At 63.0% G+C, this 22,912-nt stretch carries 34 protein-coding genes; 14 read left to right on the top strand and 20 right to left on the bottom strand.

The features are described 5' to 3' along the window. Window positions 1-33: 33 nt before the first annotated feature. From AB0O87_RS06320 to AB0O87_RS06305, 4 genes are all read left to right on the top strand, one after another. Entirely contained in the window at window positions 34-1,674 is a 1,641-nt protein-coding gene (locus AB0O87_RS06320) for a DNA repair helicase XPB (RefSeq protein WP_363512743.1), read from the top strand. A gap of 94 nt (window positions 1,675-1,768) precedes the next feature. Next, entirely contained in the window at window positions 1,769-2,461 is a 693-nt protein-coding gene (locus tag AB0O87_RS06315; RefSeq protein ID WP_363512740.1) for a response regulator transcription factor, read from the top strand. Between the two features lie 57 nt (window positions 2,462-2,518). Further along, on the top strand, window positions 2,519-4,216 hold the full coding sequence (locus AB0O87_RS06310; RefSeq protein ID WP_363512737.1) for a HAMP domain-containing sensor histidine kinase: 1,698 nt from the start codon (window positions 2,519-2,521) through the stop codon (window positions 4,214-4,216). A 134-nt stretch (window positions 4,217-4,350) separates the two neighbouring features. After that, window positions 4,351-4,638, top strand: coding sequence for a WXG100 family type VII secretion target (locus AB0O87_RS06305; protein ID WP_363512734.1), 288 nt, complete (start codon window positions 4,351-4,353; stop codon window positions 4,636-4,638). Between the two features lie 90 nt (window positions 4,639-4,728). On the opposite strand, the gene groL is transcribed toward AB0O87_RS06305, so the two are convergent. The 4 genes from groL to AB0O87_RS06285 all read right to left on the bottom strand — a co-directional run bounded on the left by groL (window position 4,729) and on the right by AB0O87_RS06285 (window position 8,391). Then, window positions 4,729-6,348, bottom strand: a complete 1,620-nt coding sequence (gene groL / locus AB0O87_RS06300) for a chaperonin GroEL (protein ID WP_363512731.1) — start codon at window positions 6,346-6,348, stop codon at window positions 4,729-4,731. Window positions 6,349-6,472: 124 nt separating this feature from the next. Then, a complete protein-coding gene (locus AB0O87_RS06295) occupies window positions 6,473-7,051 on the bottom strand; it encodes a LytR C-terminal domain-containing protein (protein WP_363512728.1) in 579 nt (192 codons plus the stop codon). 80 nt (window positions 7,052-7,131) lie between these two features. Continuing rightward, window positions 7,132-7,389 (bottom strand): DUF3263 domain-containing protein, encoded by a 258-nt coding sequence (locus AB0O87_RS06290; protein WP_363512725.1) that lies wholly within the window; start codon window positions 7,387-7,389, stop codon window positions 7,132-7,134. 9 nt (window positions 7,390-7,398) lie between these two features. Then, window positions 7,399-8,391, bottom strand: coding sequence for a DUF2332 domain-containing protein (locus AB0O87_RS06285; protein ID WP_363512722.1), 993 nt, complete (start codon window positions 8,389-8,391; stop codon window positions 7,399-7,401). Window positions 8,392-8,462: 71 nt separating this feature from the next. Between AB0O87_RS06285 and msrB the strand changes: the two genes are divergently transcribed. Together msrB and AB0O87_RS06275 are read left to right on the top strand one after the other, a co-directional pair. Then, window positions 8,463-8,867, top strand: a complete 405-nt coding sequence (gene msrB / locus AB0O87_RS06280) for a peptide-methionine (R)-S-oxide reductase MsrB (protein ID WP_363512719.1) — start codon at window positions 8,463-8,465, stop codon at window positions 8,865-8,867. After that, entirely contained in the window at window positions 8,864-9,421 is a 558-nt protein-coding gene (locus tag AB0O87_RS06275; protein ID WP_363512716.1) for a nitroreductase family protein, read from the top strand. The genes msrB and AB0O87_RS06275 overlap by 4 nt, the downstream gene beginning before the upstream one ends. A gap of 3 nt (window positions 9,422-9,424) precedes the next feature. On the opposite strand, the gene AB0O87_RS06270 is transcribed toward AB0O87_RS06275, so the two are convergent. Continuing rightward, complete coding sequence (locus tag AB0O87_RS06270) at window positions 9,425-10,333, bottom strand: DMT family transporter (protein ID WP_363512963.1); 909 nt, start codon at window positions 10,331-10,333, stop codon at window positions 9,425-9,427. A gap of 100 nt (window positions 10,334-10,433) precedes the next feature. Here AB0O87_RS06270 and AB0O87_RS06265 point away from each other — a divergent pair, with 100 nt between their 5' ends. From AB0O87_RS06265 to AB0O87_RS06255, 3 genes are all read left to right on the top strand, one after another. Continuing rightward, the gene (locus AB0O87_RS06265) at window positions 10,434-11,060 is read left to right on the top strand and encodes an SOS response-associated peptidase family protein (RefSeq protein WP_363512713.1); all 627 of its coding nucleotides are present in this window, start codon (window positions 10,434-10,436) and stop codon (window positions 11,058-11,060) included. 92 nt (window positions 11,061-11,152) lie between these two features. Then, window positions 11,153-12,067 carry an ABC transporter ATP-binding protein gene (locus tag AB0O87_RS06260; protein WP_363512710.1) on the top strand — a complete coding sequence of 305 codons (915 nt, stop codon included), beginning with the start codon at window positions 11,153-11,155 and terminating at the stop codon, window positions 12,065-12,067. After that, complete coding sequence (locus AB0O87_RS06255; protein ID WP_363512707.1) at window positions 12,064-12,891, top strand: ABC transporter permease; 828 nt, start codon at window positions 12,064-12,066, stop codon at window positions 12,889-12,891. The genes AB0O87_RS06260 and AB0O87_RS06255 overlap by 4 nt, the downstream gene beginning before the upstream one ends. Window positions 12,892-12,993: 102 nt before the next feature. On the opposite strand, the gene AB0O87_RS06250 is transcribed toward AB0O87_RS06255, so the two are convergent. Then, the gene (locus AB0O87_RS06250) at window positions 12,994-13,947 is read right to left on the bottom strand and encodes an aldo/keto reductase (protein WP_363512705.1); all 954 of its coding nucleotides are present in this window, start codon (window positions 13,945-13,947) and stop codon (window positions 12,994-12,996) included. Between the two features lie 82 nt (window positions 13,948-14,029). Between AB0O87_RS06250 and AB0O87_RS06245 the strand changes: the two genes are divergently transcribed. The 3 genes from AB0O87_RS06245 to AB0O87_RS06235 all read left to right on the top strand — a co-directional run bounded on the left by AB0O87_RS06245 (window position 14,030) and on the right by AB0O87_RS06235 (window position 15,977). Further along, window positions 14,030-14,353 carry a hypothetical protein gene (locus AB0O87_RS06245; protein ID WP_363512960.1) on the top strand — a complete coding sequence of 108 codons (324 nt, stop codon included), beginning with the start codon at window positions 14,030-14,032 and terminating at the stop codon, window positions 14,351-14,353. A 330-nt stretch (window positions 14,354-14,683) separates the two neighbouring features. Beyond that, window positions 14,684-14,986 (top strand): hypothetical protein, encoded by a 303-nt coding sequence (locus AB0O87_RS06240; protein ID WP_363512703.1) that lies wholly within the window; start codon window positions 14,684-14,686, stop codon window positions 14,984-14,986. Between the two features lie 178 nt (window positions 14,987-15,164). Next, window positions 15,165-15,977, top strand: coding sequence for a M23 family metallopeptidase (locus AB0O87_RS06235; RefSeq protein ID WP_363512701.1), 813 nt, complete (start codon window positions 15,165-15,167; stop codon window positions 15,975-15,977). Window positions 15,978-16,068: 91 nt separating this feature from the next. Here the strand turns inward: AB0O87_RS06235 and AB0O87_RS06230 are convergent, their stop codons facing one another. The 4 genes from AB0O87_RS06230 to AB0O87_RS06215 all read right to left on the bottom strand — a co-directional run bounded on the left by AB0O87_RS06230 (window position 16,069) and on the right by AB0O87_RS06215 (window position 17,389). Further along, a complete protein-coding gene (locus AB0O87_RS06230) occupies window positions 16,069-16,329 on the bottom strand; it encodes a hypothetical protein (protein WP_363512699.1) in 261 nt (86 codons plus the stop codon). A gap of 174 nt (window positions 16,330-16,503) precedes the next feature. Beyond that, window positions 16,504-16,737, bottom strand: coding sequence for a hypothetical protein (locus AB0O87_RS06225; RefSeq protein ID WP_363512697.1), 234 nt, complete (start codon window positions 16,735-16,737; stop codon window positions 16,504-16,506). Further along, on the bottom strand, window positions 16,737-17,084 hold the full coding sequence (locus AB0O87_RS06220; protein ID WP_363512972.1) for a hypothetical protein: 348 nt from the start codon (window positions 17,082-17,084) through the stop codon (window positions 16,737-16,739). Before AB0O87_RS06220 ends, AB0O87_RS06225 begins: the two co-directional genes overlap by 1 nt. Further along, window positions 17,018-17,389 (bottom strand): HNH endonuclease signature motif containing protein, encoded by a 372-nt coding sequence (locus tag AB0O87_RS06215; RefSeq protein ID WP_363512695.1) that lies wholly within the window; start codon window positions 17,387-17,389, stop codon window positions 17,018-17,020. The genes AB0O87_RS06220 and AB0O87_RS06215 overlap by 67 nt, the downstream gene beginning before the upstream one ends. On the opposite strand from AB0O87_RS06215, the gene AB0O87_RS06210 reads away from it, so the two are divergent. Next, on the top strand, window positions 17,310-17,612 hold the full coding sequence (locus AB0O87_RS06210; protein WP_363512969.1) for a hypothetical protein: 303 nt from the start codon (window positions 17,310-17,312) through the stop codon (window positions 17,610-17,612). The genes AB0O87_RS06215 and AB0O87_RS06210 overlap by 80 nt on opposite strands. 219 nt (window positions 17,613-17,831) lie before the next feature. Here AB0O87_RS06210 and AB0O87_RS06205 read toward each other — a convergent pair whose 3' ends face one another. The 10 genes from AB0O87_RS06205 to AB0O87_RS06160 form a co-directional block, all read right to left on the bottom strand. Continuing rightward, a complete protein-coding gene (locus AB0O87_RS06205) occupies window positions 17,832-18,131 on the bottom strand; it encodes a hypothetical protein (RefSeq protein WP_363512693.1) in 300 nt (99 codons plus the stop codon). A gap of 37 nt (window positions 18,132-18,168) precedes the next feature. After that, window positions 18,169-19,197: a RelA/SpoT domain-containing protein gene (locus tag AB0O87_RS06200; RefSeq protein WP_363512691.1), complete on the bottom strand. Its 1,029-nt coding sequence runs from the start codon at window positions 19,195-19,197 to the stop codon at window positions 18,169-18,171. A 121-nt stretch (window positions 19,198-19,318) separates the two neighbouring features. Further along, window positions 19,319-19,531 carry a hypothetical protein gene (locus AB0O87_RS06195; protein ID WP_105675547.1) on the bottom strand — a complete coding sequence of 71 codons (213 nt, stop codon included), beginning with the start codon at window positions 19,529-19,531 and terminating at the stop codon, window positions 19,319-19,321. Beyond that, window positions 19,528-20,469 (bottom strand): hypothetical protein, encoded by a 942-nt coding sequence (locus AB0O87_RS06190; protein WP_363512689.1) that lies wholly within the window; start codon window positions 20,467-20,469, stop codon window positions 19,528-19,530. The genes AB0O87_RS06195 and AB0O87_RS06190 overlap by 4 nt, the downstream gene beginning before the upstream one ends. Beyond that, window positions 20,462-20,752: a hypothetical protein gene (locus AB0O87_RS06185; protein ID WP_363512687.1), complete on the bottom strand. Its 291-nt coding sequence runs from the start codon at window positions 20,750-20,752 to the stop codon at window positions 20,462-20,464. The genes AB0O87_RS06190 and AB0O87_RS06185 overlap by 8 nt, the downstream gene beginning before the upstream one ends. Next, a complete protein-coding gene (locus AB0O87_RS06180; protein ID WP_363512685.1) occupies window positions 20,749-20,922 on the bottom strand; it encodes a hypothetical protein in 174 nt (57 codons plus the stop codon). Before AB0O87_RS06180 ends, AB0O87_RS06185 begins: the two co-directional genes overlap by 4 nt. After that, entirely contained in the window at window positions 20,909-21,433 is a 525-nt protein-coding gene (locus AB0O87_RS06175) for a hypothetical protein (protein WP_363512683.1), read from the bottom strand. Before AB0O87_RS06175 ends, AB0O87_RS06180 begins: the two co-directional genes overlap by 14 nt. Continuing rightward, a complete protein-coding gene (locus tag AB0O87_RS06170; RefSeq protein WP_363512682.1) occupies window positions 21,397-21,858 on the bottom strand; it encodes a hypothetical protein in 462 nt (153 codons plus the stop codon). The genes AB0O87_RS06175 and AB0O87_RS06170 overlap by 37 nt, the downstream gene beginning before the upstream one ends. Beyond that, window positions 21,855-22,265, bottom strand: a complete 411-nt coding sequence (locus tag AB0O87_RS06165) for a hypothetical protein (protein WP_363512680.1) — start codon at window positions 22,263-22,265, stop codon at window positions 21,855-21,857. Before AB0O87_RS06165 ends, AB0O87_RS06170 begins: the two co-directional genes overlap by 4 nt. Next, the gene (locus tag AB0O87_RS06160) at window positions 22,262-22,465 is read right to left on the bottom strand and encodes a hypothetical protein (RefSeq protein WP_363512678.1); all 204 of its coding nucleotides are present in this window, start codon (window positions 22,463-22,465) and stop codon (window positions 22,262-22,264) included. Before AB0O87_RS06160 ends, AB0O87_RS06165 begins: the two co-directional genes overlap by 4 nt. Before the next feature lie 225 nt (window positions 22,466-22,690). Between AB0O87_RS06160 and AB0O87_RS06155 the strand changes: the two genes are divergently transcribed. Next, window positions 22,691-22,894: a hypothetical protein gene (locus tag AB0O87_RS06155; protein ID WP_363512677.1), complete on the top strand. Its 204-nt coding sequence runs from the start codon at window positions 22,691-22,693 to the stop codon at window positions 22,892-22,894. Window positions 22,895-22,912 lie beyond the last annotated feature (18 nt).

Genomic DNA, 22,912 nt, shown 5'->3' with positions numbered 1-22,912 from the left:
CCTGGCATCATCCGACCGGTAAACTGGTGAGTTATGTCTGATGGCCCCCTGATCGTACAAAGCGATCGCACCGTGCTGCTGGAAGTCGCTCACTCCGACGCGGAGAGCGCCAGGCACGAACTCGCGATCTTCGCCGAGCTGGAGCGAGCACCAGAGCACATCCATACGTACCGGATCACTCGACTCGGTCTGTGGAACGCGCGCGCCGCGGGACACAGCGCTGAAGACATGCTCGAAACACTCGACCGTTGGTCGCGGTTCCCCGTGCCTCCGTCGGTGTCAGTCGACCTGCGCGAGACAGTGAACAGGTACGGACGGCTGGTGATCGAGCGCGACGACGAAGGAACACTGATCCTGCGATCGTCCGATCCTGCGGTGCTTACCCAGGTCGCTCACAACAAGCGTATCCAGCCGCTACTGATCGGCCACCCGACACCTGAGACGTTTGTTGTCGACGCGTGGGCTCGGGGCCAGATCAAGCAAGAGCTTCTGAAGATCGGTTGGCCGGCCGAAGACCTCGCCGGATACACCCCCGGCACACCGCATGACATTGGTCTCGCCGAGGATGGCTGGCATATCCGGCCCTACCAACAAGACGCCGTTGACGCCTTCTCTAAGGATGGCTCTGGTGTTGTGGTGCTTCCCTGTGGCGCAGGCAAGACGATTGTCGGCGCCGGTGCGATGGCTGCCACCAAGACGACGACGTTGATCCTCGTCACAAACACAGTGTCGGCACGTCAGTGGCGAGATGAACTACTCAAGCGGACGAGCCTGACTCCGGAAGAGATCGGCGAGTACTCCGGCCAGGCCAAAGAGGTCAAGCCGGTAACCATTGCGACGTATCAAATCCTCACCGCCAAGCGGAAAGGTGAGTATGCGCATCTGGCGCTGCTCGACGCTTTGGACTGGGGACTCATCGTCTACGACGAAGTTCACCTGTTGCCTGCGCCCGTGTTCAAGCTCACCGCAGATCTGCAAGCTCGGCGACGGATCGGTCTGACAGCCACCCTGGTGCGCGAGGACGGGCGAGAGGGCGACGTCTTCAGCCTGATCGGCCCCAAGCGGTTCGATGCTCCGTGGAAGCAGATTGAAGCGCAGGGGTTCATTTCTCCCGCCGCTTGCTACGAGGTGCGCGTTGATCTTCCTCCGAGCGACCGACTTGAGTACGCCGCCGCGACGGACGACGAACGCTACCGGCTCGCAGCTTCCGCCCCCGCGAAAGTTCAGGCCGTCCGCGATCTCATTGCCAAGCACGAGGGCGAGCGGATCCTTGTAATCGGCCAGTATCTCGACCAGCTCGAGTCGCTTTCCGATGCGTTGAACGCGCCTCAGATCACCGGCGCGACCCCGATCGACGAACGCGAAGAGCTCTACCGTGCATTCCGCGAAGGCGAGATCTCGCTTCTTGTGGTGTCCAAGGTGGCGAACTTCTCGATTGATCTCCCAGAGGCGTCTGTCGCTATCCAGGTATCTGGCTCTTTCGGCTCACGCCAAGAAGAAGCTCAGCGCCTCGGCCGGCTACTGCGTCCGAAGGAGTCTGGTCACACAGCCAGCTTCTACACGCTCGTCGCCCGCGACACGATTGATCAGGACTACGCGCAGAACCGTCAGAGGTTCTTGGCCGAGCAGGGGTATAGCTACACAATTATGGATTCTGACGCGATATCCGCGTAAGACCAACCTTTATTGCCCGCCAAGAAGGGCTCGAGTCTGCGCCGTTCCGCACAATAGTCAGCATCCACATGGCCGGAGTCACCATAATGGGGACATGACTGCTCCGCGCATCCTGGTCGTCGACGACGAACCCAACATCCGCGACCTGCTATCGACGGGTCTCAGCTTCGCCGGATTTCAGGTGAAGACGGTCGCCAACGGCGCCGCCACAATCTCGGCCGTGCTTGAGGAAGAGCCGGACTTGATCATCCTCGACGTCATGCTTCCCGACATGAACGGGTTCAGTGTGACGAAGCGCCTTCGCGGCGCGGGGTTCACTGCCCCCATCCTTTTCCTCACCGCAAAGGATGGCACCGACGACAAGATCGAAGGCCTGAACGCTGGCGGCGATGACTATGTCACGAAGCCCTTCAGCCTCGACGAGATCGTCGCCAGGGCGCAGGCGATCCTCCGCCGCACGATGCAAGCCGACGAAGAGTCGATCATTCGTGCTGGTGAGCTCTCCATGGACCAAGACACTCACGACGTCAACGTGGGCAAAGAACCCATCGAGCTCAGCCCCACGGAGTTCAAGCTCCTGCGTTATCTGATGCTCAATCCGAACCGCGTGCTGTCGAAGGCACAGATTCTCGACCACGTGTGGGAGTACGACTTCAACGGCGATGCAGGCATCGTCGAGAGCTACATCTCGTACTTGCGCCGCAAGATCGACCCGCACACCGAAGAATCGCTGATTCAGACCAAGCGTGGCTTCGGTTACATGCTCAAGGTCGGCAAGACGGCCTGACACCCCTGACCGTCACCAGCTCCGTCGTCTGTCGGAGGCACCCCAGAGGAGGACCGGATGGCGCATAAGCCCGATGCGGTCACAAGCTGGTGGCGGCGGATTAGCCTTCGAGCGAAGGTCACCGGCGTCACCGTCGCCGTTCTGGCCCTGGGGCTCCTTGTCGCCGGTATCGGCACCGTGCCGGTACTGCGCACAGCTCTGGTTGCGAACATCGATACGCAGTTGCCTGCATTGGTGTCGAGCGATCTGGTCGATCGCTATTTCGAGACCAACACAGTAGACGGAGTTACTACCTACATTCCGCGCGACGAGCAGCCGCGGGACTTCTCCTTCGCGATCTACGACGCCTCCGGAGCCTTGATGGCGACCGCGAAGGGTACCTCTGGTGAGGCGCCTATATTCCCCGCCGAGTACTCGCTCGGGAAGGCCACAGTCAACGCCGATCGCATTCCCTTAGAAATGGAGGGACCCGACGGGGAGGTGTTCCACGGAGCTGTCGCCGTTGTGGCCTCAGAGGGCGGCGTCCTACGCATCCAACTTGTCGCGCTACCGCTTTCCCCAGCCGACCGGATCATCGGACAGTACTTCGGCATCTACATCACGATCGCGCTGATCACGATCTTGATTGCAGCACTACTCACTCGCGGCTTGGTCACGCTCACGTTCCGCAGACTCGGTCAGGTTGAATCCACCGCGATGTCTATCGCTGCCGGTGACTTCCGACAGCGTCTGACCGATCTCGAACCGACCACCGAGGTGGGGCGGCTGAACACTGCCATCAACACCATGCTCGACCGTGTGGACGGCTCGCTCGCGCAGCGCGATCGCACCGTGCAGCACATGCGACGCTTTATCGGTGACGCAAGCCACGAGTTGCGCACACCGCTGGTGAGCGTCCGCGGATATGCGGAGCTCTATCGCATGGGCGCGATCAAGGGCGAAGAAGACACCGCACGCGCGATGGAGCGCATTGAGAAGGAAGCCATCAGGATGGGTGTCCTGGTAGAGGACCTCCTCGCCCTCGCTCGGTTGGATGAAGAACGCGAGCCAGAGATCGTGTCGCTCGATCTGCGTCCCATCGCCCGGGATGCGGCACTTGATCTGCGTGCCGCGGCCCCCAACCGGACGGTGACGGTGATCGACCGCACAGCGGAGAGCATATCGACGCCGCCACTTCATGAACCCTCGCGGCCGGAACCCGTCGCGACCCCTCCAGCACCGCGCGGACTCTCTCGCAATGCGCTCGCAAGGCTCCGCCGACGCCCCCGGCAACCAGAGCAAGCAGCTGCCATCGATTTCACCGAGGTTTCCGACCTCCCAGTGCGCACGCCACCCATCGTGTTGGGAGAAGAGAATAAGGTGCGCCAAGTCGTGACGAACCTGCTGGGCAATGCTCGCCGTTTCTCGCCAGAAGATGGCCCCCTTGAGATCGTTGTCGATTCCGATCGCGTTCGCGGCACGGGGAGCATCTCGATCGTCGATCACGGCGAGGGCATCCCGCCGCAGATTCGCGACCAAATCTTCGAACGCTTCTGGCGAGCAGACACTTCGCGAGCACGCGAGACCGGCGGATCAGGATTAGGGCTCGCGATCGTCGCTTCGATCGTGAAGGCACTGCACGGGGGCGTTGACGTGTCGGAGACGCCCGGCGGTGGAGCGACCTTCACCGTCACCTTCCCGTTGGCACCTGCGCGTGCCACTCCTGAGCACCTGCTCGAAGACACCCAGCCACTGGATCGCGTCGACCTGCCTTAGACAGCGCACACGCTTTCCTGCACGGGTCCCGCATGATCCCCGTTGTGCACAGGGCTCGTCACAGCACAGTGTCGCGGGAAACCCGTCTACGACTTCCGGCATAGCGTCAGAACTCCCCGAAAGAAGGAGTTTCAATGTCTGTTTTCACCGTCGACACGGAAGCCGTCAGCGCGGCACACGGAGCAACCCGCGCAACTATCGAACGCTTGCAAAGCGAGTCGGCCACACTGATGTCTCAGCTCCGCCAGCTGCAATCATCATGGGTCGGCACAGCGTCTAACGCTTTCCAAGGGTGCGCAGAGCAGTGGCAGGGGGCACAGCTTCATGTCGAACAGGTGCTCGAGTCCATCGGAACATCGCTCGGCTCCGTCGCCTCGCAATATGCAGATGCCGACCAGTACTCCGCCAGCCTGTTCCGCTGAGTCGTCGCCCGCTGAACACTCGAGCGCCTTGCTCCGCACAATAAAGAACGCCCCCGGCCGAGGCCAGGGGCGTTCTTTATGCGAGTTGGATCAGAAGTCCATGCCGCCAGATGGGTCACCCATCGGAGCAGGGTTCTTCTCCGGCTTGTCAGCAACGACAACCTCGGTGGTGAGGAACAGTGCCGCGATCGATGCCGCGTTCTGCAGCGCAGAGCGCGTTACCTTAGCCGGGTCAATGATGCCTGCACCGAACATGTCGACGTACTCACCCGTTGCAGCGTTGAGGCCTTCACCTGCGGGGAGGTCGGCGACCTTGTTCGCGACAACACCAGGCTCGAGACCGGCGTTCAGCGCGATCTGCTTGAGCGGAGCCTCGATCGCAACGCGAACGATGTTCGCACCCGTGGCCTCGTCACCCGTGAGGGTGAGCGTGTTGAGTGCCTTCGTGCCGGACTGGATCAACGCAACGCCACCGCCGGGGACGATGCCCTCTTCGACTGCTGCCTTCGCGTTACGAACGGCATCCTCGATGCGGTGCTTGCGCTCCTTGAGCTCGACCTCAGTCGCTGCGCCTGCCTTGATGACGGCAACGCCGCCGGCGAGCTTCGCGAGGCGCTCCTGGAGCTTCTCGCGGTCGTAGTCGCTGTCGGTGTTCTCGATCTCGCGACGGATCTGCGTGACGCGGCCTTCGATCTGGTCGGCCTCGCCAGCACCCTCGACGATCGTGGTCTCGTCCTTGGTGACGATGACCTTGCGCGCACGGCCCAGCAGGTCAAGCGTGGCGTTTTCCAGCTTGAGTCCGACCTCTTCGGTGATGACCTGACCACCGGTGAGGATCGCGATGTCCTGCAGCTGCGCCTTGCGACGGTCACCGAAGCCCGGAGCCTTGACGGCAACGGACTTGAAGATGCCCTTGAGCTTGTTGAGCACGAGAGTGGCGAGAGCTTCGCCCTCGACGTCCTCGGCGATGATGACGAGCTCCTTGCCGTCCTGGATCACCTTGTCGACGATGGGCAGGAGGTCCTTGATGTTGGAGACCTTCTGGTTCGCGATAAGGATGTACGGGTCTTCGAAGACCGCTTCCTGGCGCTCGGGGTCCGTCACGAAGTACGGGTTCAGGTAGCCCTTGTCGAAGCGCATGCCCTCGGTGAGCTCAAGCTCGGTGCCGAACGTCTGCGACTCCTCGACGGTGACGACGCCTTCCTTGCCGACCTTGTCGATCGCCTCGGCGATGAGCTCGCCGATAGCAGGGTCTGCTGCAGAGATCGATGCCGTCGCGGCGATCTGCTCCTTGGAGTCGATCTCCTTCGCGTTGGAAAGAAGCTCCTCGGTGATTGCAGCAACGGCCTTTTCGATGCCGCGCTTCAGCGAGATCGGGTCAGCGCCGGCTGCGACGTTGCGCAGTCCTTCGCGGACGAGTGCCTGTGCGAGAACCGTAGCGGTGGTGGTTCCGTCACCTGCGACGTCGTCGGTCTTCTTGGCGACCTCCTTGACGAGCTCCGCGCCGATCTTCTCGTACGGGTCGTCCAGCTCGATCTCCTTGGCGATGGAGACACCGTCGTTCGTGATCGTGGGGGCGCCCCACTTCTTCTCGAGGACGACGTTACGGCCGCGCGGGCCGAGGGTCACCTTGACAGCGTCGGCGAGGATGTTGAGGCCGCGCTCGAGGCCGCGGCGGGCCTCCTCATCGAAAGCAATGATCTTTGCCATGAGTTTTTTCGTCCCTCCTGGACGTAGACGTTGGGTTTAGCACTCAGAGTATGAGAGTGCTAATGCCATTCTGGCACTCGACACCTTCGAGTGCAAGCCGCCAGACCCGCCGCATATCGCAGCGTTAGGAGGCCGGAGCCTCGCTCGGCGTCTCGGATGCCGAGGCAGATCGGTCGAGCCCGATCACTACCGTGAATTGGGTCTGTCCGTCTTCGGTCTGACCGGAGTAATAATCGCTCTGCTGCACCGCAGCACCACCGAGAACGTTCGCCAGACCGATGGCCGCGAGCTCGTCTTCCTCATTCAGGTAAAAAACAGTCGTCGCAGCGAAATCTTGGCTGGAGCTGTCACCGGCGAAGACGTTGTCCGCCGCCCACCCGTCGTTGATTAGCAGGTCCCGCATCTGGGTGTCGAGACCTTCGTCAGGCGTGCCGTTCAAGATCAGTACGGAGATCGTGGTGTCCACCACTCCCGTCTCGACCGGGGTGGGTACAGCACTCGGCGCAGACTCCGGGAAAAGGGAGACGCGCCCCATAACGACAAGGGAGCCGAAAATTCCGGCGATGATGAGCGCAAGCGCGGCGACGAACGACCACAGCAGAACGACCCATCCGTTCATACCGGGTGCTTCGGCGCGATGCGCGCCCACACGACCGGACGAGCGGGGAACGTCATCGAAGCGATCTCGGGAGGGCTTAGACACCCCTCGATGCTAGCGGCACGTTCTGGCAAAGAGCGCCGCACCGCCCAGGCACACTCGCTAAGGGAGTGTGCCACTGCAATTCAGCTCACAAACCCAGGACTGCGCTTCGACCGCCAGCGCGCGCGCGATTCGCGAAGCCGACGCAGTCTTCGAACAAGCATTGGGTCGTATTCCAGCGCCGCTTCCGACTCAATCAAGCGTCCGAGGAGTTGGTAGTACCGTGCCGCGCTCATGCCCAACTGTGCGCGGATGAATTCTTCTTTCGCCCCGCTATGGCGGGGCCAGTCAGCCTCGAGCGCAAGGATCGCGCGGTCGCGCTCCGTCAGATCTCCCAGCATGACTCCAGGCTAGGCCGCGCTTGCCTTCGAAGCCGCTCGCCACTCCCACCAGCGCCCGAGCGGGTCTGCAGCAGCGCGCACATATCCGTCGATCGCAACGACAAATCCAGGCCAATCAGCTTCGACAACACGCGGTTTCCAGACATCGAGAATGCCCGGCGGATCGATGGTGACCCATCGGGCAGGCAGCCGCGAAATCGTCGACACCAAAGCCTCTCTCGCAGTCCTCGGTATGTGCACCAACACCCCTGGCGTGGTGATCACCAACGTCGCATCCTGAGGTGCCAACGCTGCAACCTCGGTAATGCGCTCTAACGCATCCCCGGCGAACAGCTGCGGCGGATCACTCGCCGCGATGTCTAGAGCAGCGGCGATCCGCCCTTCTCGCCCTGACTCCCCCGGCCAGACAAGCCCCTGGAGCCACTGCCTATCCCGTTCATCCGCCGCGTCGAGGGGCGCGAGGTCGATTCCCGCACGCCAGACGACCTCCGGTATGCGTAGATCCGGCATCTGACCAGACACTCGACTCTCTAACAACACGGCAGAGGGCCCCTTCGCCGGGTCAAGTGTGGCGCGAACCGCACCATCTTCTCCCACAAAGCGGTATGAGTAGCGGTCTGGATAAAGACAGAGCCCTGCGGCCGCACCGATTTCTAAGAGTGCGATCGGTCCCTCAATCTCAGAAAACACAGGAAGAAGTGCTGCGAGACGCAAGGGCTCATTCGTCTGCAGCGTTCGTTGCGTGCACTCTGCCACGATCTCTTCGGCGTTACACAACACGAACTCGCGCCACTGTGGGAACGCAGCGAGGGGTGCCCCCAACATTCTTGTTACGGCGAAGACCAGAGGTGGCTGCCTGCGTGTCGCAGGAATCCGCTGCAGAATCTCTCGCAGTGCCTCATCTGCCGCGACGCCCAACGCCCACTCCCCGTAGAGCGCACTTCGGCCAGGAGCTTCATCACGAGCGAACCGCGCGTAGCGTTCCTGAACCTCATCCTTCATGCGTCCATTCTGTCGCCTTGCGCCCGATACATAGCCGTTAGGGAGAGAATGGAGACAACTGAGGAGGACACATGTCGTACAGCGTGGACAAGACCGAAGACGAGTGGCGCAAAGAGCTCGGCGATGAGCAGTATGCCGTACTACGTCAGGCCGCGACCGAGCGTGCGTGGACGGGCGAGCATCTCGACGAGGAGCGCGCAGGTCTCTACACCTGCGGAGCGTGCAACGTAGAGCTCTTTAAGAGCGGAACGAAGTTTGACTCCGGGTGCGGATGGCCGAGCTTCTACGAATCGATCCGCCCCGACGCGGTCGAACTCATCGAAGACAACAGCCTCGGAATGACGCGCACTGAGGTGCGCTGTGCCAACTGCGGCTCACACCTCGGCCACGTTTTTCCCGACGGATTCGGCACACCAACGGGCGACCGCTACTGCATGAACTCGATCGCGCTGAACTTCACGCCTGACGCGCCGTGAGCGCACTCGACGCGATCCGCGCTCGGCAGTCCTGGTCAAAGGTTGCAGACACCGCTCCGACCCACGACGAACTGCTGACTTTTGTGGAAGCGGCTGGCCGCGTCGCGGACCACTCCTCACTTCGCCCCTGGCGGCTGATCGAGTTGCGCGGCGCAGATCGAGAGACGCTTGGCGTGGCAATCGCCAAGGCACAGAGCGACTCCTCACCGTCGACCAAACCGCTGCGGGCTTCGTTGCTCATCGCGGTGGTGGCCAGCTATCAGAAGAGCGACAAGGTTCCTCACTGGGAGCAGGAGGCGGTCGCTTCCGGAGTCGCGCACATGCTCAGCCTGCTCCTTGACGAGGCAGGGTGGGGCGTCATCTGGCGCACCGGGCACTACACGCGTTCCAAGGCCGTGGCGAAAGCCCACGGCCTCGGCAAGAACGAAGAACTCCTCGGCTGGTTGTACGTCGGCGGAAAACCGGAAGGCAAGAAGCCGGGCAAACGCAAAGCAATCGACGCCAGCGCGCTCGTGACTCGCATGCCGATACCGGGCAAGAAGACGAAGAAGTAGCTTTCAGCGCCGACGCCACGGCACGGCGACAACGACCGAGCCCACAGCGACGATCACCATAGTGATCAGTTGCCAGGGTGCTGGTCCAGACTCTGTCGGCCATACGAAGTCGATGACGACCGAAGCAACTAACTGGCCAAGCACAGAACCGAGCCCCATCAACAGCACTCCTGTCTGCGCCACGATGAAGGTGCCAAGCAAAATGTACGCGGCACCCAGGAGGCCTCCGAGATACAGCCACGGCTCGTGCGGCAACGTCTGGGGAACCCCGCGCACTGCAACGCTGACACTCGCGGCCAGCGCGAGAATCAAGGTCCCCGCAATAAAGCTCATCAACGTGGCAGCCAGCGGTGAACGCGCTCGTTGAGCCAGACGCCCGTTGGTGGCCGCCTGCCAGGCAATTCCGATGCCCGCGGCGAAGGGCAACAGCAACATCCAGAGCGGCGCTGATGCGAGCACATCTCCGGAGAGGGAGATCGCGACGGCGGCGAGCGCGAGCGCCCCGCCCATTACGCGCCCAGGAGTCACAGCGACGACCCCAGCCGGACCGAATCCGATGCGGTCGAGCACGAGTCCGTGCAGGCTTTGCCCTGCCACGACTCCGACAGTGAACAAAGAAACACCGAGCACGCCAGCGGTGAGCCCCTGAGTAGACACGGTGAGCGCTCCGCAGGCTCCACCAAGAAGCATCCACACCGGAATCGTGCGCTCTTTGACGCCTAGCCACAGCCGTGCGACGCCCCTGCGGGCTGAGGGAAGGCACAAAATGACGAGGGCGAGCGCGCCAAGACCCACGGCGAAGGAGACGAGGCCTGCGACGATACCGTCGTCGAGGCGCACACCCAGCACTCCATTGATCCTGGCCTGAATAGCGGTCATGGCGCCGATCGCGATCGCGCCGCCGAGTGCCACTGCAGCGGGAAGTCGGCGAGAATCTGACACCAGTAGACCTTATCCGAGCAGCTAACTCTCCTCAGTCGCCGGTGTCGGCGGTGGGAGCTACGCTGGCGGCATGTGCGCGAGTTACGGCCTCGATCCCCGGTTCACAGATGCAGACCTTCTTGCAGCTGCCGATGACGCGGTGCTAGACGGTCTGAGGGCGTGGGCGACGGAGAATGCGGGTGAAACTCTTCGTCCGACCGGAAAGCACCGCCGAAACCTCAATCCGCTTGTCGTTCAGCCAGATGCCGCCCCGCTGCTGGAGCCTGCCTGGTGGGGGTTTCTGGTAGATGGCGAGCCTGCGAAGTTCCCCTCCATCAATACCCGTTCCGAGAGGCTACGTGAACGGCCTGGCGCCGCGCGCAACCGCGCGATCGTGCCGGCGACGAGCTGGTACGAGATGCAGAAGCCGTCCAGACAGTGGAACGAATTCGTGGTCGACGACGGAGCACTGTTCGGTATGGCTGCGGTCACCCAGCAGGGTCGCACTGCGGATGGCAACTGGTTTACGTGCTTTTCGATTGTGATGCGTCCGGCTCCCGCACATCTCGTTGAGCTTCACGATCGTATGCCGCTCCTCGTCCCCGCATCGTTCAGCCGAGACTGGTTGACCGCGCCGGCGGGGAGAGAGATTGTCGACGAGGCCATCCACGTCTCTGAGCAGATGGCGACACGAGTCAGCGCCGCTCCCCGGAAGTGAACATCAACATCCATCGCAAGACGGATATCTCCCCCTGAGATGTGTACTTGGGGAGGACGCGCTTCTTGCCAGCGATCCGTAGCGTTGGTCGCATGATCACAGCAGAAGGCCTCACCAAGAGGTTCGGAGACAAGACAGCGGTTGATGACGTGTCATTCACCGTCGAGCCGGGGACCGTTACGGGCTTCCTCGGACCGAACGGCGCCGGTAAATCCACCACGATGCGGATGATCGTTGGGCTTGACCGCCCGACTTCCGGTCGGGCTACGGTCGCTGGGCGCGAGTACAAGAAGCTCCGCGCACCACTCACCGAAGTCGGGGTGCTGCTTGAGGCAAGGGCTGTGCACACCGGTCGAACGGCCCGCAACCACCTTCGCGCAATGGCGGCAACCCATGGCATCCCCAACTCCCGCGTCGATGAGGTGATCGACCTCGCTGGTATCACCTCCGTAGCTCGCAAGCGCGCCGGTAAGTTCTCACTAGGCATGGGACAGCGTCTCGGCATCGCGTCTGCGCTGCTCGGCAATCCGCACACGCTCATTCTCGACGAGCCGGTAAACGGACTCGACCCGGAAGGCGTGCGCTGGGTGCGTGAATTTGTGCGGTACGCCGCCTCGGAGGGGCGCACCGTTCTGCTCTCCAGCCACCTGATGAGCGAGATGTCTCAGACCGCCGACCACGTTATCGTGATGGGCCGCGGCAAGGTTCTGGCAGACGCTGCGCTCCCCGATCTTGTGCGCGCTTGGACGCGGAACACCGTACGGGTCCGCACGCCTCGAGCCGCCGACCTCGCAGCCGCCGTTGCTGGGCCTGGAGTCGAGGTAGAAAGCTCCGCTCCTGAACTGCTCGACATCGCGGGGATTTCTGCCGACCGCATCAGCGACATCGCGGCCGAGCGCGGCATTCCGTTGCGCGAACTCACCCCGACGACCGGATCACTGGAAGACGCCTACCTCGCACTCACCGGCGACTCTGTTGAGTACCGCAGCACCAAGGAGCACTCATGACGACGACTCAGACCACTGCCCCCGCGCAGCCGCGTGCTGATAGCGGCCAACGACTGACCTTCGTGCGCGCTCTGCGCGGCGAGTGGATCAAGCTCACCACCGTTCGATCCACGTGGTGGTCAATCGGAATCGCTGCGTTCTTGACGGTCGGCATGGCGGCACTCTTCGCGCTCGCGGTCCGCGATCTCGGAGGGGCAGAGGCGGGCTTCGGCCCCATCGAGGCCGTCGTCTCCCCCGTTCAGTTCACGATGTTGCTCGCTGGCATCATCGGCGCGATCTCCGTCACCGGCGAGTACTCCACCGGGATGATCCGTTCGACCCTCGCAGCGAACCCTGTGCGCGGATCGGTACTCGCCGCGAAGGCGGTCGTGCTTGCGGTGTTCTTGTTCCTCGCATCGCTGGTGATCTTCGCGCTCGCTGCCGGAGTTGTGACGCTGATGGTAGCGCCGGATCTGAGCATCGACTGGGCCGATCCGGAAGCATCCATCCTTCCGATCCTGGTGACGTGCCTGTCAATGTCAGTGTTCGCGCTCCTGGGCGTGGCCTTCGGGTTCATTCTGCGCTCCGGTGCCGGAGCGATCGCCGCGACCGTAGGTATCTTGTTTGTTCTGCCGACGGTGTCTGGCTTCCTCACATTCGCTGGTGAGAGCTGGGCCTGGCTGGTCGACCTCTTCAACTACCTGCCGGCCTCCGCTGCATCTAACGCAATCTCGCCGGGTGAGTGGGCAACCCTTGAGCCTTCGGTCGCCTATCTGACCTTGGCATGCTGGGTCGCCGCAGGCCTCCTCGCTGCCTGGGGCGTGCTGCGTACGCGCGACGCGTAGAAGCAGAGCAGCTGGCATCACACTGAAGCCGCAGTGACTCGATCCGAACGGACGAGTCACTGCGGCTTCTGCGTGCACCCGCGAGGGGCAGCTCGAGTCCGACTAGCCCGCAGCCGGGGCCCACTCCGATACGCGATTGAGCAGCGCCACCTCTTCCAACGACAGCTCTAGGCGCGCGCCTTCCAAAAGGTCGGGCACTTGCGCGACAGTGCGTGCGCTCGCGATTGGTGCGACGACGGTTGCTTGCGCCCGCAACCACGCGAGTGCGGTCGAGGCGATCGATGCCCCGTGAGCAGCCCCCACGTCTTCCAGCGCGTCGATGATCTGCAACCCGGCCTCGGTTGCATACTTGGCCGCGCCTGTTGCTCGTGGCGAGTCGTGGTTTTCAGCGCTCGTCGAACGGTACTTCCCCGTCAGGAAGCCGCTTGCCAAGGAGTAGTACGGGATAAGTCCGAGCTCGAATTCGTCGGCGACCGGAATGATGGTGTCTTCGACTTCTTGACGGTGCACGAGGTTGTAGTGGGGCTGCACTGCCACCGGTCGAGGTACACCGAGCCGATCAGCGGCTTCGATCCATTCACGGATGCGAGCCGCCGAGTAGTTAGAGACTGCGACGTGTCGTACGAGTCCGTCTGCGACCAGTTGTCCGAACGCAGCGACGGTCTCCTCCAATGGGACGCTCTCGTCATCGAAATGCGCGTAGTAGAGATCGAGTTCATCGACGCCCAGGCGTTCGAGTGAGGCTTCAGCGGCCTTTCGTACATTCGCCGCTCCGAGGCCGGAGAAATCAGGATGCTGGCTCACCTTGGTCGCGACAACGACGCCAGAGGGCTTACGCGAGGCCAACCACTGGCCGATGATTGTCTCGCTTTCGCCGCCGTTGTTTCCCGGCGCCCAGGCACTGTAGACATCGGCGGTGTCGATGAAATCACCGCCGCCCTCCAAGAAAGCGTCAAGCACTGCAAAAGAAGTTTCACGGTCGGCTGTCCAGCCGAACACATTGCCGCCCAGCGAGAGCGGAAGAACGTCAAGATCACTGGTACCAATACGAGTCATGACGATGACAACAATCAGCGAAGCCCCGCGCATTCCTGAACGCGATCAGCGAGACCATCGCGTCGACGGCTATTGTTCTGGGATGGGAACGATCCAGTACGGCAATGGCGACGAGATCCACATCGAAGACCGCGCACTCGCGCACCTGAAAGTCGTCATCGCGACGAAGCTTCGTCGGAACGAGAGCTTCACCCTCTCCTGGCAGCATCCGGAAGGCGATAGCGACGGGCGCTCAACTATCTGGTTACACCCCTCGATCCCGCTGCGCTTTACGTTCGACGATCCCGAAGCTCCGCAGATCAACGCGCAATGGATTCAGAGCCTCATGCACTCCGCCAGCTCGACGGGCGGGATCAGCCTCGTAGACGAAGTTCTCGACGTACCGGAGCAGACGGGTCAGCCCTGACGCACGCCGCGGATGTTGAGAGTAAACAAAGAAATGCCCCGGAGCGTCTCCCGCCTCGGGACATTTCTGTTGCGAATCTAAGACTTCTTGTGCCGACTACAGGACTCGAACCTGCAACCCCCGTTTGAAAGATGCCCTGTTCATGGGTGTACTTACGTGCACCGTCCGCAGGTTCTCGCGGAATCGGTACAACCACGTACACGCATGTACAGATCCAAAACCACGACTAAACCATGGATCTTCCGCCTTTCCGACGTCGAAGGTCGCGACGTAGAATTGACCCTTCTCGGCCGGAGGGAGGACTCGCCGGCTATGGGTAACCCTGGGTCGATGCTCTCCGAGTTCCGGGACAAGCAGTCACGCGAACGATCGATCCTGGAAGCCGCGAAGCACGGCCACCTGCAGTCGCTCACCGACCGTGAGATGGGCGTGCGCGAGCAGCCGATGACGATCTACCCGCGGCCTAGGCACGTCCGCGCGTGGGTGAGGTTCGGACCTGAGGCGGTGCGCGTTGACGCGAAGCTCGTACGATCAACGCGCCTCGCCGCTGGGATCGAGTTCCGTGCCGGAGACCAGACGTTTCGGTGTTGGGTCTGGGGAAACGCCGTGGCCCTCGCCGACGACGTCTCCTAGGTTGGGCAGGCGGCCCCGCTGTCCGCCGACCTGGTTCTTCCGGTGAAGGCGGGGCCGCTCCTGTCCAGCAAGACCGATCTCGCACAAAGGAGTCGCTCGCATATCACAAGCCTCCTGCCGAGCCTGTAGGCCGAAAAGGGGACAGCGGCCGATGGCGGCCAGTCAATACGGTGTAGGTATGACCCCACCCATACTCCGAGAACCTCCCGGCGAACCACCGGCCGAGAGAGGCATTTCGCGCCGAGGCTTCATGCTCGGCGCGACCGTCGCCCTATCAGCATCTGCCATCGGAGCTGAACTGCTTCAGCCCGCGAGCGCCTCCGCCGCAGTGATCTGGGGCTACCCGTTCGCCCAGCGTTCCGCGCGCTCCCGCGGATTCACCGGCCAGTACCCGAACGGTCACGCTGGCATCGACTACGTTCCGGGCCACGGAACGCCGATCCACGCAGTGGCCTCAGGCACCGTCATCATCAGCGACGTAAGTGGCACTAACGGCGCATACGGCGAAAGCGTCTGGATTCAGCATGCAGACGGCTATCGCAGCATCTACGCGCACATGATCCCGGGAACCCGTGCTCCTCTTGGCAACGTGTCGCGAGGCGACGTCATAGGACAAGTTGGCAACACCGGCAACTCCTACGGCTCTCACCTACACATCGAGATCCACCGCAACGGTGTTGCGCTGGATCCAGACCCATTCATCAACGGCGCACCCCTCGCCGGGACGAACACACCTCCAGAAGCCCCCGCACCAAAGGACATCCTCATGCGCACCATCTACAACATCAACGGCGTCGACAGCGACGAGCCGCACCTGCGTCGGCGCGCTCTCGTCGGCGAGTTCACGTTCCAGCCGCTTAGCTTGGGGGCAGCCCAGCGCGAGTTCAAGTTGTGGGGGGCTCCCGAGAACGTGACGCAGGCAGAGTGGGACGGCTTCCGCGCGCTAGTCAACACGCGGCGCACCACCACCGGGCTGCCGCCCCTGACCTGACCGCGGAGTAGCGAAACCAACTAAAAATGCCCCCGCCCGTCTGCTTGAGACGGGTGGGGGCACCTTCATGCGTGCGAGAGAACAGGAGCCGTCACGCCCGCCGACCGGGATCGGTATCGTAGGTCGGTTGCATAGGGAGGCCGAGGAGCCAGCCGAGTTTCGGCGACACGTAGAGCTCGAACACTCGGGCTAGGAAGTACCAGAGCAGTGACGCCCCGCCCATGAGAGCGAGCGTGACCTGCACTTCGACCTCGGGATCCAGGGGGATGCCGAGGCTGACCAGCCAGCCAATGACGACACCAGCGAGCCAGGGTACGTAGGTTCGGACAAGGGAATCGAACAGGGCTTTCATGAGTTCTCCTTCTTCTGTTTGATCGCGTCGGTCAGTCGACCGATGTCCTTCCGAAGTCCACGCACATCGGCGCGAACTTCGCCGGTCTCGAGTCGCCCGGCTTGGACGTCCTCGTGTGACTGCCGGAGAAGTGGCCTCGGTCGTCAGTCTGTAGAGATTGAGACGCCCCTACCCCTATGCAGGAGCAAAGGTCATCGTTACTCGATCTGTCACGAGTGGCGGCATGTACGCGCTCCACATGCGCGCGAAGTCGTCAGCGAACGGGTCAGCCTGCACAGTGAAGCTCAGATCTCCCTCACGCAGCATCCCGATGTCTGCCCACACCTCGTACGTCACGCCCTCGTGCTTCGCGATGTGAGGGCAGTCGGTGATGGTCGGCACGCCGATGTGATCCCGTGCGTCGATCATCACTCGGCCTTCGACGCGGGCTGCTCGACGGGAGCGACGACCGAGGTGGGCGCCGGCGGCTTCGCTGCGGCCTTGCGTGCAGGCTTGCGCGGGGCCTTCGGTGCGGCTGTCTCCGTGCTCGTGGCAGCCTGCCTGCGGTGCCAGGACGCGCCGTCCTTCGTCACCTCGTAGCGACCGTTCCCGGCGTGCGTGGTGAACGTGGGCTCGTTGACGTTCACCTCGACGGTCTTGCCCTTCAGCGGGCCGTCGGTGATCGCGATCTTGCGCATGTTGTCCATGGTCAGAAGTCCTCGCTGGTCTCGCCCATCGTTGGCTTCGCTTCGCCGGCCTGCTTTGACCGGTTGCATCGCGTGTGCGATGGCTGACAGTTCGTCGGATCGAGGAGCAACTCAGGCTTCCCCATGGCGAGGCACCGCTTCCGGCTGATCTTGTGATCGAGCTCGAAGCTGTTCGATGTGTTGCGTGGACCGTCGCACTCGATGTCCGCCTGACCGCACAGCGCGCACGGGGTGTTGCGCGCCCGCCACTCGGCCTTGAGCGTCGACCGCAGCTCCTTGTACGCACGAGAGTGGATGACGTCTGACACGGTGCCCCTGGTGGAGTCTGTGCCCCGCCGCGCATCACGGCAAGTCGCCCGGTATCGTTCCGGCATGGAGATCGTTCTCACTTGCCTCTACGTCCTCGGAGCTTTGCTCACACTGTTCGGTGCCGCCAGTGTGCTCCGGATCGTGATGAGGTCCGGGACTGGATACGACGCCTTGGACGCGTTCGCGACCCACGGGCTCGGGCGTGGACCCGTGCTCCGAGGGTTCCTCATCGCTGGCGCTGGGATCGTGCTGTCCACCGTCGCGAGCGTGTGGTCCCTCTGGCTCTAGGACTCCAACCTCGACCTCTCGTGCCGGACCGCGCCCTGCCTATAGACAAGCGGAGACCACTCAGAAACGACGAAAGCCCCGCCGGATCGGCAGGACTTTGGTCATAGTTCAGGTGCAAGCACAGCTTAACACACCATGTGGACACGTTTGACATGTTTTGCCGTCAGGTGCGGCACGGCGGCGACGGGGCCGCTGCCGGACCCGCCTCCGCCAGACCTGCTAGCCCGTGTACAGGTCGTTGTAGCGCTGTTCGAGTTCGACGGTGTCCATACTCTGGAAGGTGAACACGCCGCCTCCGGCAGGGGTAGCTACAACCCACTGATCGACATGAACGACGAGCGTGAACCAGATTGGCTCGTCGCCGTTGCCGATCATGTCGGGCTCTCCGCCGTTCGGGAAGAACTGCGGTGCGGTGATGCCGCGGTCCTGAATGAACTGGAGGACCTCAACATCGTTGGAGCCTGTGCGCTGGATAGCGGTTGAGATGGGCGGGTTTGGGATCAGAGAGCGAGTCGTCATGTTGTCAGAGTAGCGGCGGCAACTGACGTCGCAGCGCTCAAACAGCGGCTATCTCTTCCAGCACGAATACGACAAACGCATCGGTGTTGGCGAAGTAGTTCGGATAGGCCGATTGGATCTGCCCCACCCTACTGACCGAGATCAGAACAGCGTCAACGTTGTCATCGTTCACGGCCTCGATCAGAGCAAGATGCCCTTCGGCCTCCGCCTGGGTCTCGAACACAGATACACCGATCTGCCGAATGTTCCGCCAGAGCTTGAGCACCATCGTCTTACGCCGGTCAGACTTGGGGAGAGCGGTGAGGTGAGTGACGACAGCACTGTACCCACCGAGGAGGTGCGTGACGCCGTGTCGGCGTTCCAGCTCGATCAGTTCGGCTCGCAGCTCGGCGACGCTGCCTTCCGCACCGACAACCGGGGGCGTGTCCTCCCGAGCCGCCATGAGTGAGCCGACGACCGCGAAGTAGCGCAGCAAGGCAGGCTCGGCCTCGTTGTACTTCAGGCGGCTCCCGGAGAACAAGTCCATCGTTTCGACGGCAGTTGCCCAAGCATGCTGTAGCTCTGACCGCACCTGAACTTCGATCTTCAGCCCGCGATACGCCATTTTGATCGCGCCGTACTCATAGACCAGGTGCACACCGCGATAACCGGTCTGCTGCGGCTCCGCGATGTAGTCCTTGCTACGTATGATCTTCGTTCGAGGCCTTGCCGACTGGAGCGCTTCGACGATCGCATATACCTCGCCGACGCCCGCGACAATGACTCTGCATCCGCCGAGATCCTGCATCGTCGTGACGTTCATATGCGGTTGACGGGTGAGCTTGTCGAGGATCGTTGGAAGTCGCTTCAGCCGGCGCGCAACCACCGCATCAGGCGCGATCGCAATCGCCTTGTCCCGAACATGCATGGCTACGGACAGCAGCGGATAACCGTGCGCGCTACGATAGTTGCTGAGCTTCGCCCGCGCCTCTTCGATTTCCGCAGCGTCGCTCTCCCCTCGACCGATAACCCCGCCAGCGCGCCTAACCTGCGTGCGAGAATGCTCGGGCACCGCCCAGTTCGTCATGCTTATGAGGGTACAGCCGTCGGCACGTCCTACCCGCCCTGCTCCATTGGCGAGAGTTGCACTCCGAGCCACCAGCATTCGTCGGTCGGGCTAGTTCCCTCTGAGTGAAAATGGCCATTGGTTAATTCCCAATCTGTGCATGCTTGCGTGGGCGGCCGCGACGCGACCGCATCTTTTTCTCGGTGGCGAGGACGTCCGCGGCACGGAATCGGCCGGCGAGCGGCTTCAGGTCACCGGACTCCACCCACCGGCGGATGCGGCGCTCAGCAGATGCGAGCGCCGCATCGCCCTGGATGCGTTTCGCGGCCTCCGTGAGAGTCAGCCAGGTACTCATGCCGCCTCTCCCCTCTTCTGTGCTGCGACGGCGAGAGCTTCGTCTTGCCAGTACCTGCCCATCTGCGGGGTGAGGAGGTTCTGCGTCACCCAGTTGCGTACCGTTCCTGTGGTGCGCTCGACGAGGCGTGCAGCATCCGCGAGGGTCAGCCACCGCGGGTCATGCGGTCGAACCTCGACCGGGACCGGCTCAGCGAACACGGACGCCCACAGACCGCCGTCATCGAGCGAGTTCGCTTCCCATCCGCAGCCGAGCGTCGAGCAGCGATAGCGACTCGGGCGGCGGTTGCGACCAGGCTGGATGTGCACCGCCATGAGGTTGCAGTCCGGGCACGGCGCGTTCGCCCAGCGTGGCTGATCGTCGAGCGAGTAGCGCGAAGCGGCATCCGCGATGCTCCACCGCTCCGGCTCTCCGCGGTGCACGTCGAGCACTCCCTCGCAGAGCGACCCGATCTGATGAGAGTCCTTCGCGAGATGGTCGAGGTCGAGGAGGATCACCTCGGCACACCCGTTGACGTCATCCCAGGCGGATGCTGCGTCGATGCCTGCCTGGAGCCCTTCAGCACGCCACGGGTGCCCCTCGCCGAACTGGACATACAGCGCCCACGCTCGCATCGTGCGGACGATGTCGTCGGAGGCGTCGATCAGATCGGCGGCCACCGGCGCGGGCATCTCAGGGCGGGACGAGTCGACGCGGATGCGGTCGTACGGCGTCGCCTTCGTCGGGTCCGCGATCGAGCGAAGATGGCCGACGAGATCCGCGGCATCCTCGAGGTGACGTCGCAGCGCCCGGTAGCACCGCTCGCAGAGCAGCATCCCATCGCGCGCTTCGATCTGCACGCACCCTCGGCACGATCCATCCTCGCGGCCGAAGTCCGGGCAGGCCGCCCAATGCTCACCCTTCACCGCGCATCCGCAGACGCAGTAGCGCTCAGCCATGTCGAACTCCCTCTGCAGTCCGCCTGGCCGTCGTCATCCCCGAGCGGCGGCCTCCGACGAGCGTGATCGGCTCGCCCGAGAGCGCACGCACCGCGACATCGCGCTGCCACGGCATCAGCTCGATACCGACGCTCTTGGCGAAGGCATCCACGAGGTCGGCGTCCGTCTCTTCCGGCTGGTCGGTGCAGACGCAGTCGACCTCCTCATCCGGGTCACGGGACACTATGAGTGACAGCTTCCCGTGGCACCACTTGCATGTGTCGTGGCCCTCAGAACGGTTCATGATGCTGTCCTCCTTTGAGCTGCGGTCATTGATTCGCGGCGGATCCTGTATGCGGTCTCTCGTGGTGTCTCGTCGGCCTCCGCGAGCAACCGGAGCCGGAAGCTGCGGTCTCTCGTGAACTGGGCCGTGGTCAGGTCGATGAAGTCGAGGAGCGCGTCAGAAGGGCTCATCGCTCCATCCCTCTCCCTGTCTCATGTCCCAGCGGCGGATGTCCAGGAAGTGCTTGTTGCGGAGCCGTGCGTTCTGGCAGGCGATGCAGGGTTCCAGCACTCCCCCGGAATGGTCTGCGCAGAACGGGTTCGGTGGGAGCACTTCTCGCGACATGCGGGCCGACGGAGTCTCGCCCTCGCCCGCACGCTCGCCCTCCCACGCACCCTCGCTCTCGCTCTCCCGCTCGCTCCCTCTCTCCCCCGCCAGGAGTGACTCGCGAGGCTCTCGCGAGCGCCTCGCGAATGGCGGAGGCTCCGGAAGCTCGGACTTCGTCGGCCGGTCGATGCGACCCCAGTGCGTGAACACGTACAGGGAGGCACCACGGTCCTCGTAGAGCGTGAGCACTTCCGCTTCGGCCAGCTCGAGCAGGTGATCCAGCAGTACGGACTCGGTCACGTCGGACTGCTCCGGATACACGTCGGCGAGGATCTGCCTCAACTCGACCACGGCCGCGGCCGTGGTCGTCGGCATGCATCCGAAGCCCCTCGGCGGTCGCTCTCAGCGCCGGCGGGAACCGTCGGATCTGCCGGAACGCCTCGACCGTCAACGTTCGTGGTCTGCTCAGCGTCATGGCGGATCGTGCCCCTCAGAATTGCGTCTACTGCTGCCGGGAGTTCGTTGAGCGGAACTCGGTAGCACTCGGTGTACCCACGGCCGCGGCGCAGGATGATCTCGGATTCGTCGGCGGTGGCGAAGGCGCGCGGCCAGGTCTTCGCGAGCTCGCGGAGCGCATACGGCTCCCACCCGGCAGGGCTGTCGCGCATAATCATCAGCACCTCGCCGCCAGGGTCGACCATCTGACAGATGCGAGAGTCGCGCCACATGATGCCGACCTTCAGCACCTGCTTGGCAAGCCAGTACACGGCGTAGACCGTGCCGATCGTCGGACGCTTCATGCGACACCCGCGATCGCGCGAAGCCGCCATTGCATCCACTGGTCGCCGTAGACCGAGCAGCCCATCTCCATCGCCACGGCGGGAGAGATGCGGATCCGGTTCAGGCCCTCAAGGCGATACCAGGCGAAATCGTGCGGAAAGTAGACAGGCACCCGCTCAGGGCACGTCACCCAGCGGCGGACCTTCCACCTGTTCGCGAGCGCCTTCATCTGCAGCTCCGCCTCGCACGCGCCGTTGCAGATTATGCAGAGGCTGAGGCCGTCGACAGTCGTCGGGATGTTCTTCGAACCGCCTGCGCCCACCGCACGGCGGTGCTGGAAGGTCAGCTCGAGCGCACCGCACATCACACAGCGGTAACCGTCACGGGTGTAGACGCCCCGGCGGGTCTCTTCTGTCGGCTTGGTCATGCGATCACATCCCCGTGCCAGAGGAAGTCACCGAGCGGACGATTCGACCACACGACTTCGATCACGTCGCGATCCAGAGCGTTGTCTGAGCGTGCGCTGATCTGGACCTGGTGCCAATCGCCGAAGAGCGCTTCGTAGAGCGAAGACGAATACCCCGAGAGCATCACTGCAGCCGAGCACTCGCGGAGTGATGCGGCCATGTCCCGATGGTCGGATTCGGTCATCTCGTGGGCGTACCGGGCCCCGCGTCGGGTTGAGTGCACGTAGGGCGAGTCCACGTAGAGCATAGCCCGCGGCGACTAGGCCGCTCGACGATCCACCTGCGCCGCAGAAAAGATCTGTGACGGTAAGTCCGTTCCACGGCACCTCGGGATGTGCATATCCGGGCGTGGCGCTCATCGGTTCTCCCCCATTAGAGTGCGTGGATGGCACACAAGAACCTCGAAGAAGCGATCCATGCAGTACAGGCGGAGTTGCGCTCGTTGAGCGACTACTCCCGTCTCACTAAGGCTGACGAATACACCCAGGAACTCTTCGGAGTTGTGGACCAGCTGGCGAACATCGTCGAGGCACTGATTCGCGATGTCGACTACCCAATGAAGGATGGTCAGTCTCTTCGCGCTGAGTAGCATCGACCAACGCCCCGG

This window comes from Microbacterium sp. NPDC076768 (assembly GCF_040687205.1).
Classification (GTDB): domain Bacteria; phylum Actinomycetota; class Actinomycetes; order Actinomycetales; family Microbacteriaceae; genus Microbacterium.
Note: the sequence above shows the minus strand (reverse complement) of the source record. Positions and strands in the feature narration are given on the sequence as shown.

Excerpts from the sequence above, each read along its gene's own strand:
- AB0O87_RS06245 (WP_363512960.1), top strand. The coding sequence starts at position 14,030 with ATGGGAACGATCCAGTACGGCAATGGCGACGAGATCCACATCGAAGAC.
- AB0O87_RS06310 (WP_363512737.1), top strand. The coding sequence starts at position 2,519 with ATGGCGCATAAGCCCGATGCGGTCACAAGCTGGTGGCGGCGGATTAGC.
- AB0O87_RS06260 (WP_363512710.1), top strand. The coding sequence starts at position 11,153 with ATGATCACAGCAGAAGGCCTCACCAAGAGGTTCGGAGACAAGACAGCG.
- AB0O87_RS06195 (WP_105675547.1), bottom strand. The coding sequence starts at position 19,531 with ATGAGTACCTGGCTGACTCTCACGGAGGCCGCGAAACGCATCCAGGGC.
- AB0O87_RS06320 (WP_363512743.1), top strand. The coding sequence starts at position 34 with ATGTCTGATGGCCCCCTGATCGTACAAAGCGATCGCACCGTGCTGCTG.
- AB0O87_RS06315 (WP_363512740.1), top strand. The coding sequence starts at position 1,769 with ATGACTGCTCCGCGCATCCTGGTCGTCGACGACGAACCCAACATCCGC.
- AB0O87_RS06305 (WP_363512734.1), top strand. The coding sequence starts at position 4,351 with ATGTCTGTTTTCACCGTCGACACGGAAGCCGTCAGCGCGGCACACGGA.
- AB0O87_RS06185 (WP_363512687.1), bottom strand. The coding sequence starts at position 20,752 with ATGAACCGTTCTGAGGGCCACGACACATGCAAGTGGTGCCACGGGAAG.
- msrB (WP_363512719.1), top strand. The coding sequence starts at position 8,463 with ATGTCGTACAGCGTGGACAAGACCGAAGACGAGTGGCGCAAAGAGCTC.
- AB0O87_RS06190 (WP_363512689.1), bottom strand. The coding sequence starts at position 20,469 with ATGGCTGAGCGCTACTGCGTCTGCGGATGCGCGGTGAAGGGTGAGCAT.
- AB0O87_RS06285 (WP_363512722.1), bottom strand. The coding sequence starts at position 8,391 with ATGAAGGATGAGGTTCAGGAACGCTACGCGCGGTTCGCTCGTGATGAA.
- AB0O87_RS06240 (WP_363512703.1), top strand. The coding sequence starts at position 14,684 with ATGCTCTCCGAGTTCCGGGACAAGCAGTCACGCGAACGATCGATCCTG.
- AB0O87_RS06165 (WP_363512680.1), bottom strand. The coding sequence starts at position 22,265 with ATGACCAAGCCGACAGAAGAGACCCGCCGGGGCGTCTACACCCGTGAC.
- AB0O87_RS06160 (WP_363512678.1), bottom strand. The coding sequence starts at position 22,465 with ATGGCCGCATCACTCCGCGAGTGCTCGGCTGCAGTGATGCTCTCGGGG.
- AB0O87_RS06155 (WP_363512677.1), top strand. The coding sequence starts at position 22,691 with ATGGCACACAAGAACCTCGAAGAAGCGATCCATGCAGTACAGGCGGAG.
- AB0O87_RS06175 (WP_363512683.1), bottom strand. The coding sequence starts at position 21,433 with ATGCCGACGACCACGGCCGCGGCCGTGGTCGAGTTGAGGCAGATCCTC.
- AB0O87_RS06265 (WP_363512713.1), top strand. The coding sequence starts at position 10,434 with ATGTGCGCGAGTTACGGCCTCGATCCCCGGTTCACAGATGCAGACCTT.
- AB0O87_RS06205 (WP_363512693.1), bottom strand. The coding sequence starts at position 18,131 with ATGACGACTCGCTCTCTGATCCCAAACCCGCCCATCTCAACCGCTATC.
- AB0O87_RS06255 (WP_363512707.1), top strand. The coding sequence starts at position 12,064 with ATGACGACGACTCAGACCACTGCCCCCGCGCAGCCGCGTGCTGATAGC.
- AB0O87_RS06220 (WP_363512972.1), bottom strand. The coding sequence starts at position 17,084 with ATGCAACCGGTCAAAGCAGGCCGGCGAAGCGAAGCCAACGATGGGCGA.
- AB0O87_RS06210 (WP_363512969.1), top strand. The coding sequence starts at position 17,310 with ATGACGTCTGACACGGTGCCCCTGGTGGAGTCTGTGCCCCGCCGCGCA.
- AB0O87_RS06230 (WP_363512699.1), bottom strand. The coding sequence starts at position 16,329 with ATGAAAGCCCTGTTCGATTCCCTTGTCCGAACCTACGTACCCTGGCTC.
- AB0O87_RS06180 (WP_363512685.1), bottom strand. The coding sequence starts at position 20,922 with ATGAGCCCTTCTGACGCGCTCCTCGACTTCATCGACCTGACCACGGCC.
- AB0O87_RS06250 (WP_363512705.1), bottom strand. The coding sequence starts at position 13,947 with ATGACTCGTATTGGTACCAGTGATCTTGACGTTCTTCCGCTCTCGCTG.
- AB0O87_RS06170 (WP_363512682.1), bottom strand. The coding sequence starts at position 21,858 with ATGAAGCGTCCGACGATCGGCACGGTCTACGCCGTGTACTGGCTTGCC.
- AB0O87_RS06215 (WP_363512695.1), bottom strand. The coding sequence starts at position 17,389 with ATGCCGGAACGATACCGGGCGACTTGCCGTGATGCGCGGCGGGGCACA.
- AB0O87_RS06235 (WP_363512701.1), top strand. The coding sequence starts at position 15,165 with ATGACCCCACCCATACTCCGAGAACCTCCCGGCGAACCACCGGCCGAG.
- groL (WP_363512731.1), bottom strand. The coding sequence starts at position 6,348 with ATGGCAAAGATCATTGCTTTCGATGAGGAGGCCCGCCGCGGCCTCGAG.
- AB0O87_RS06225 (WP_363512697.1), bottom strand. The coding sequence starts at position 16,737 with ATGATCGACGCACGGGATCACATCGGCGTGCCGACCATCACCGACTGC.
- AB0O87_RS06200 (WP_363512691.1), bottom strand. The coding sequence starts at position 19,197 with ATGACGAACTGGGCGGTGCCCGAGCATTCTCGCACGCAGGTTAGGCGC.
- AB0O87_RS06290 (WP_363512725.1), bottom strand. The coding sequence starts at position 7,389 with ATGCTGGGAGATCTGACGGAGCGCGACCGCGCGATCCTTGCGCTCGAG.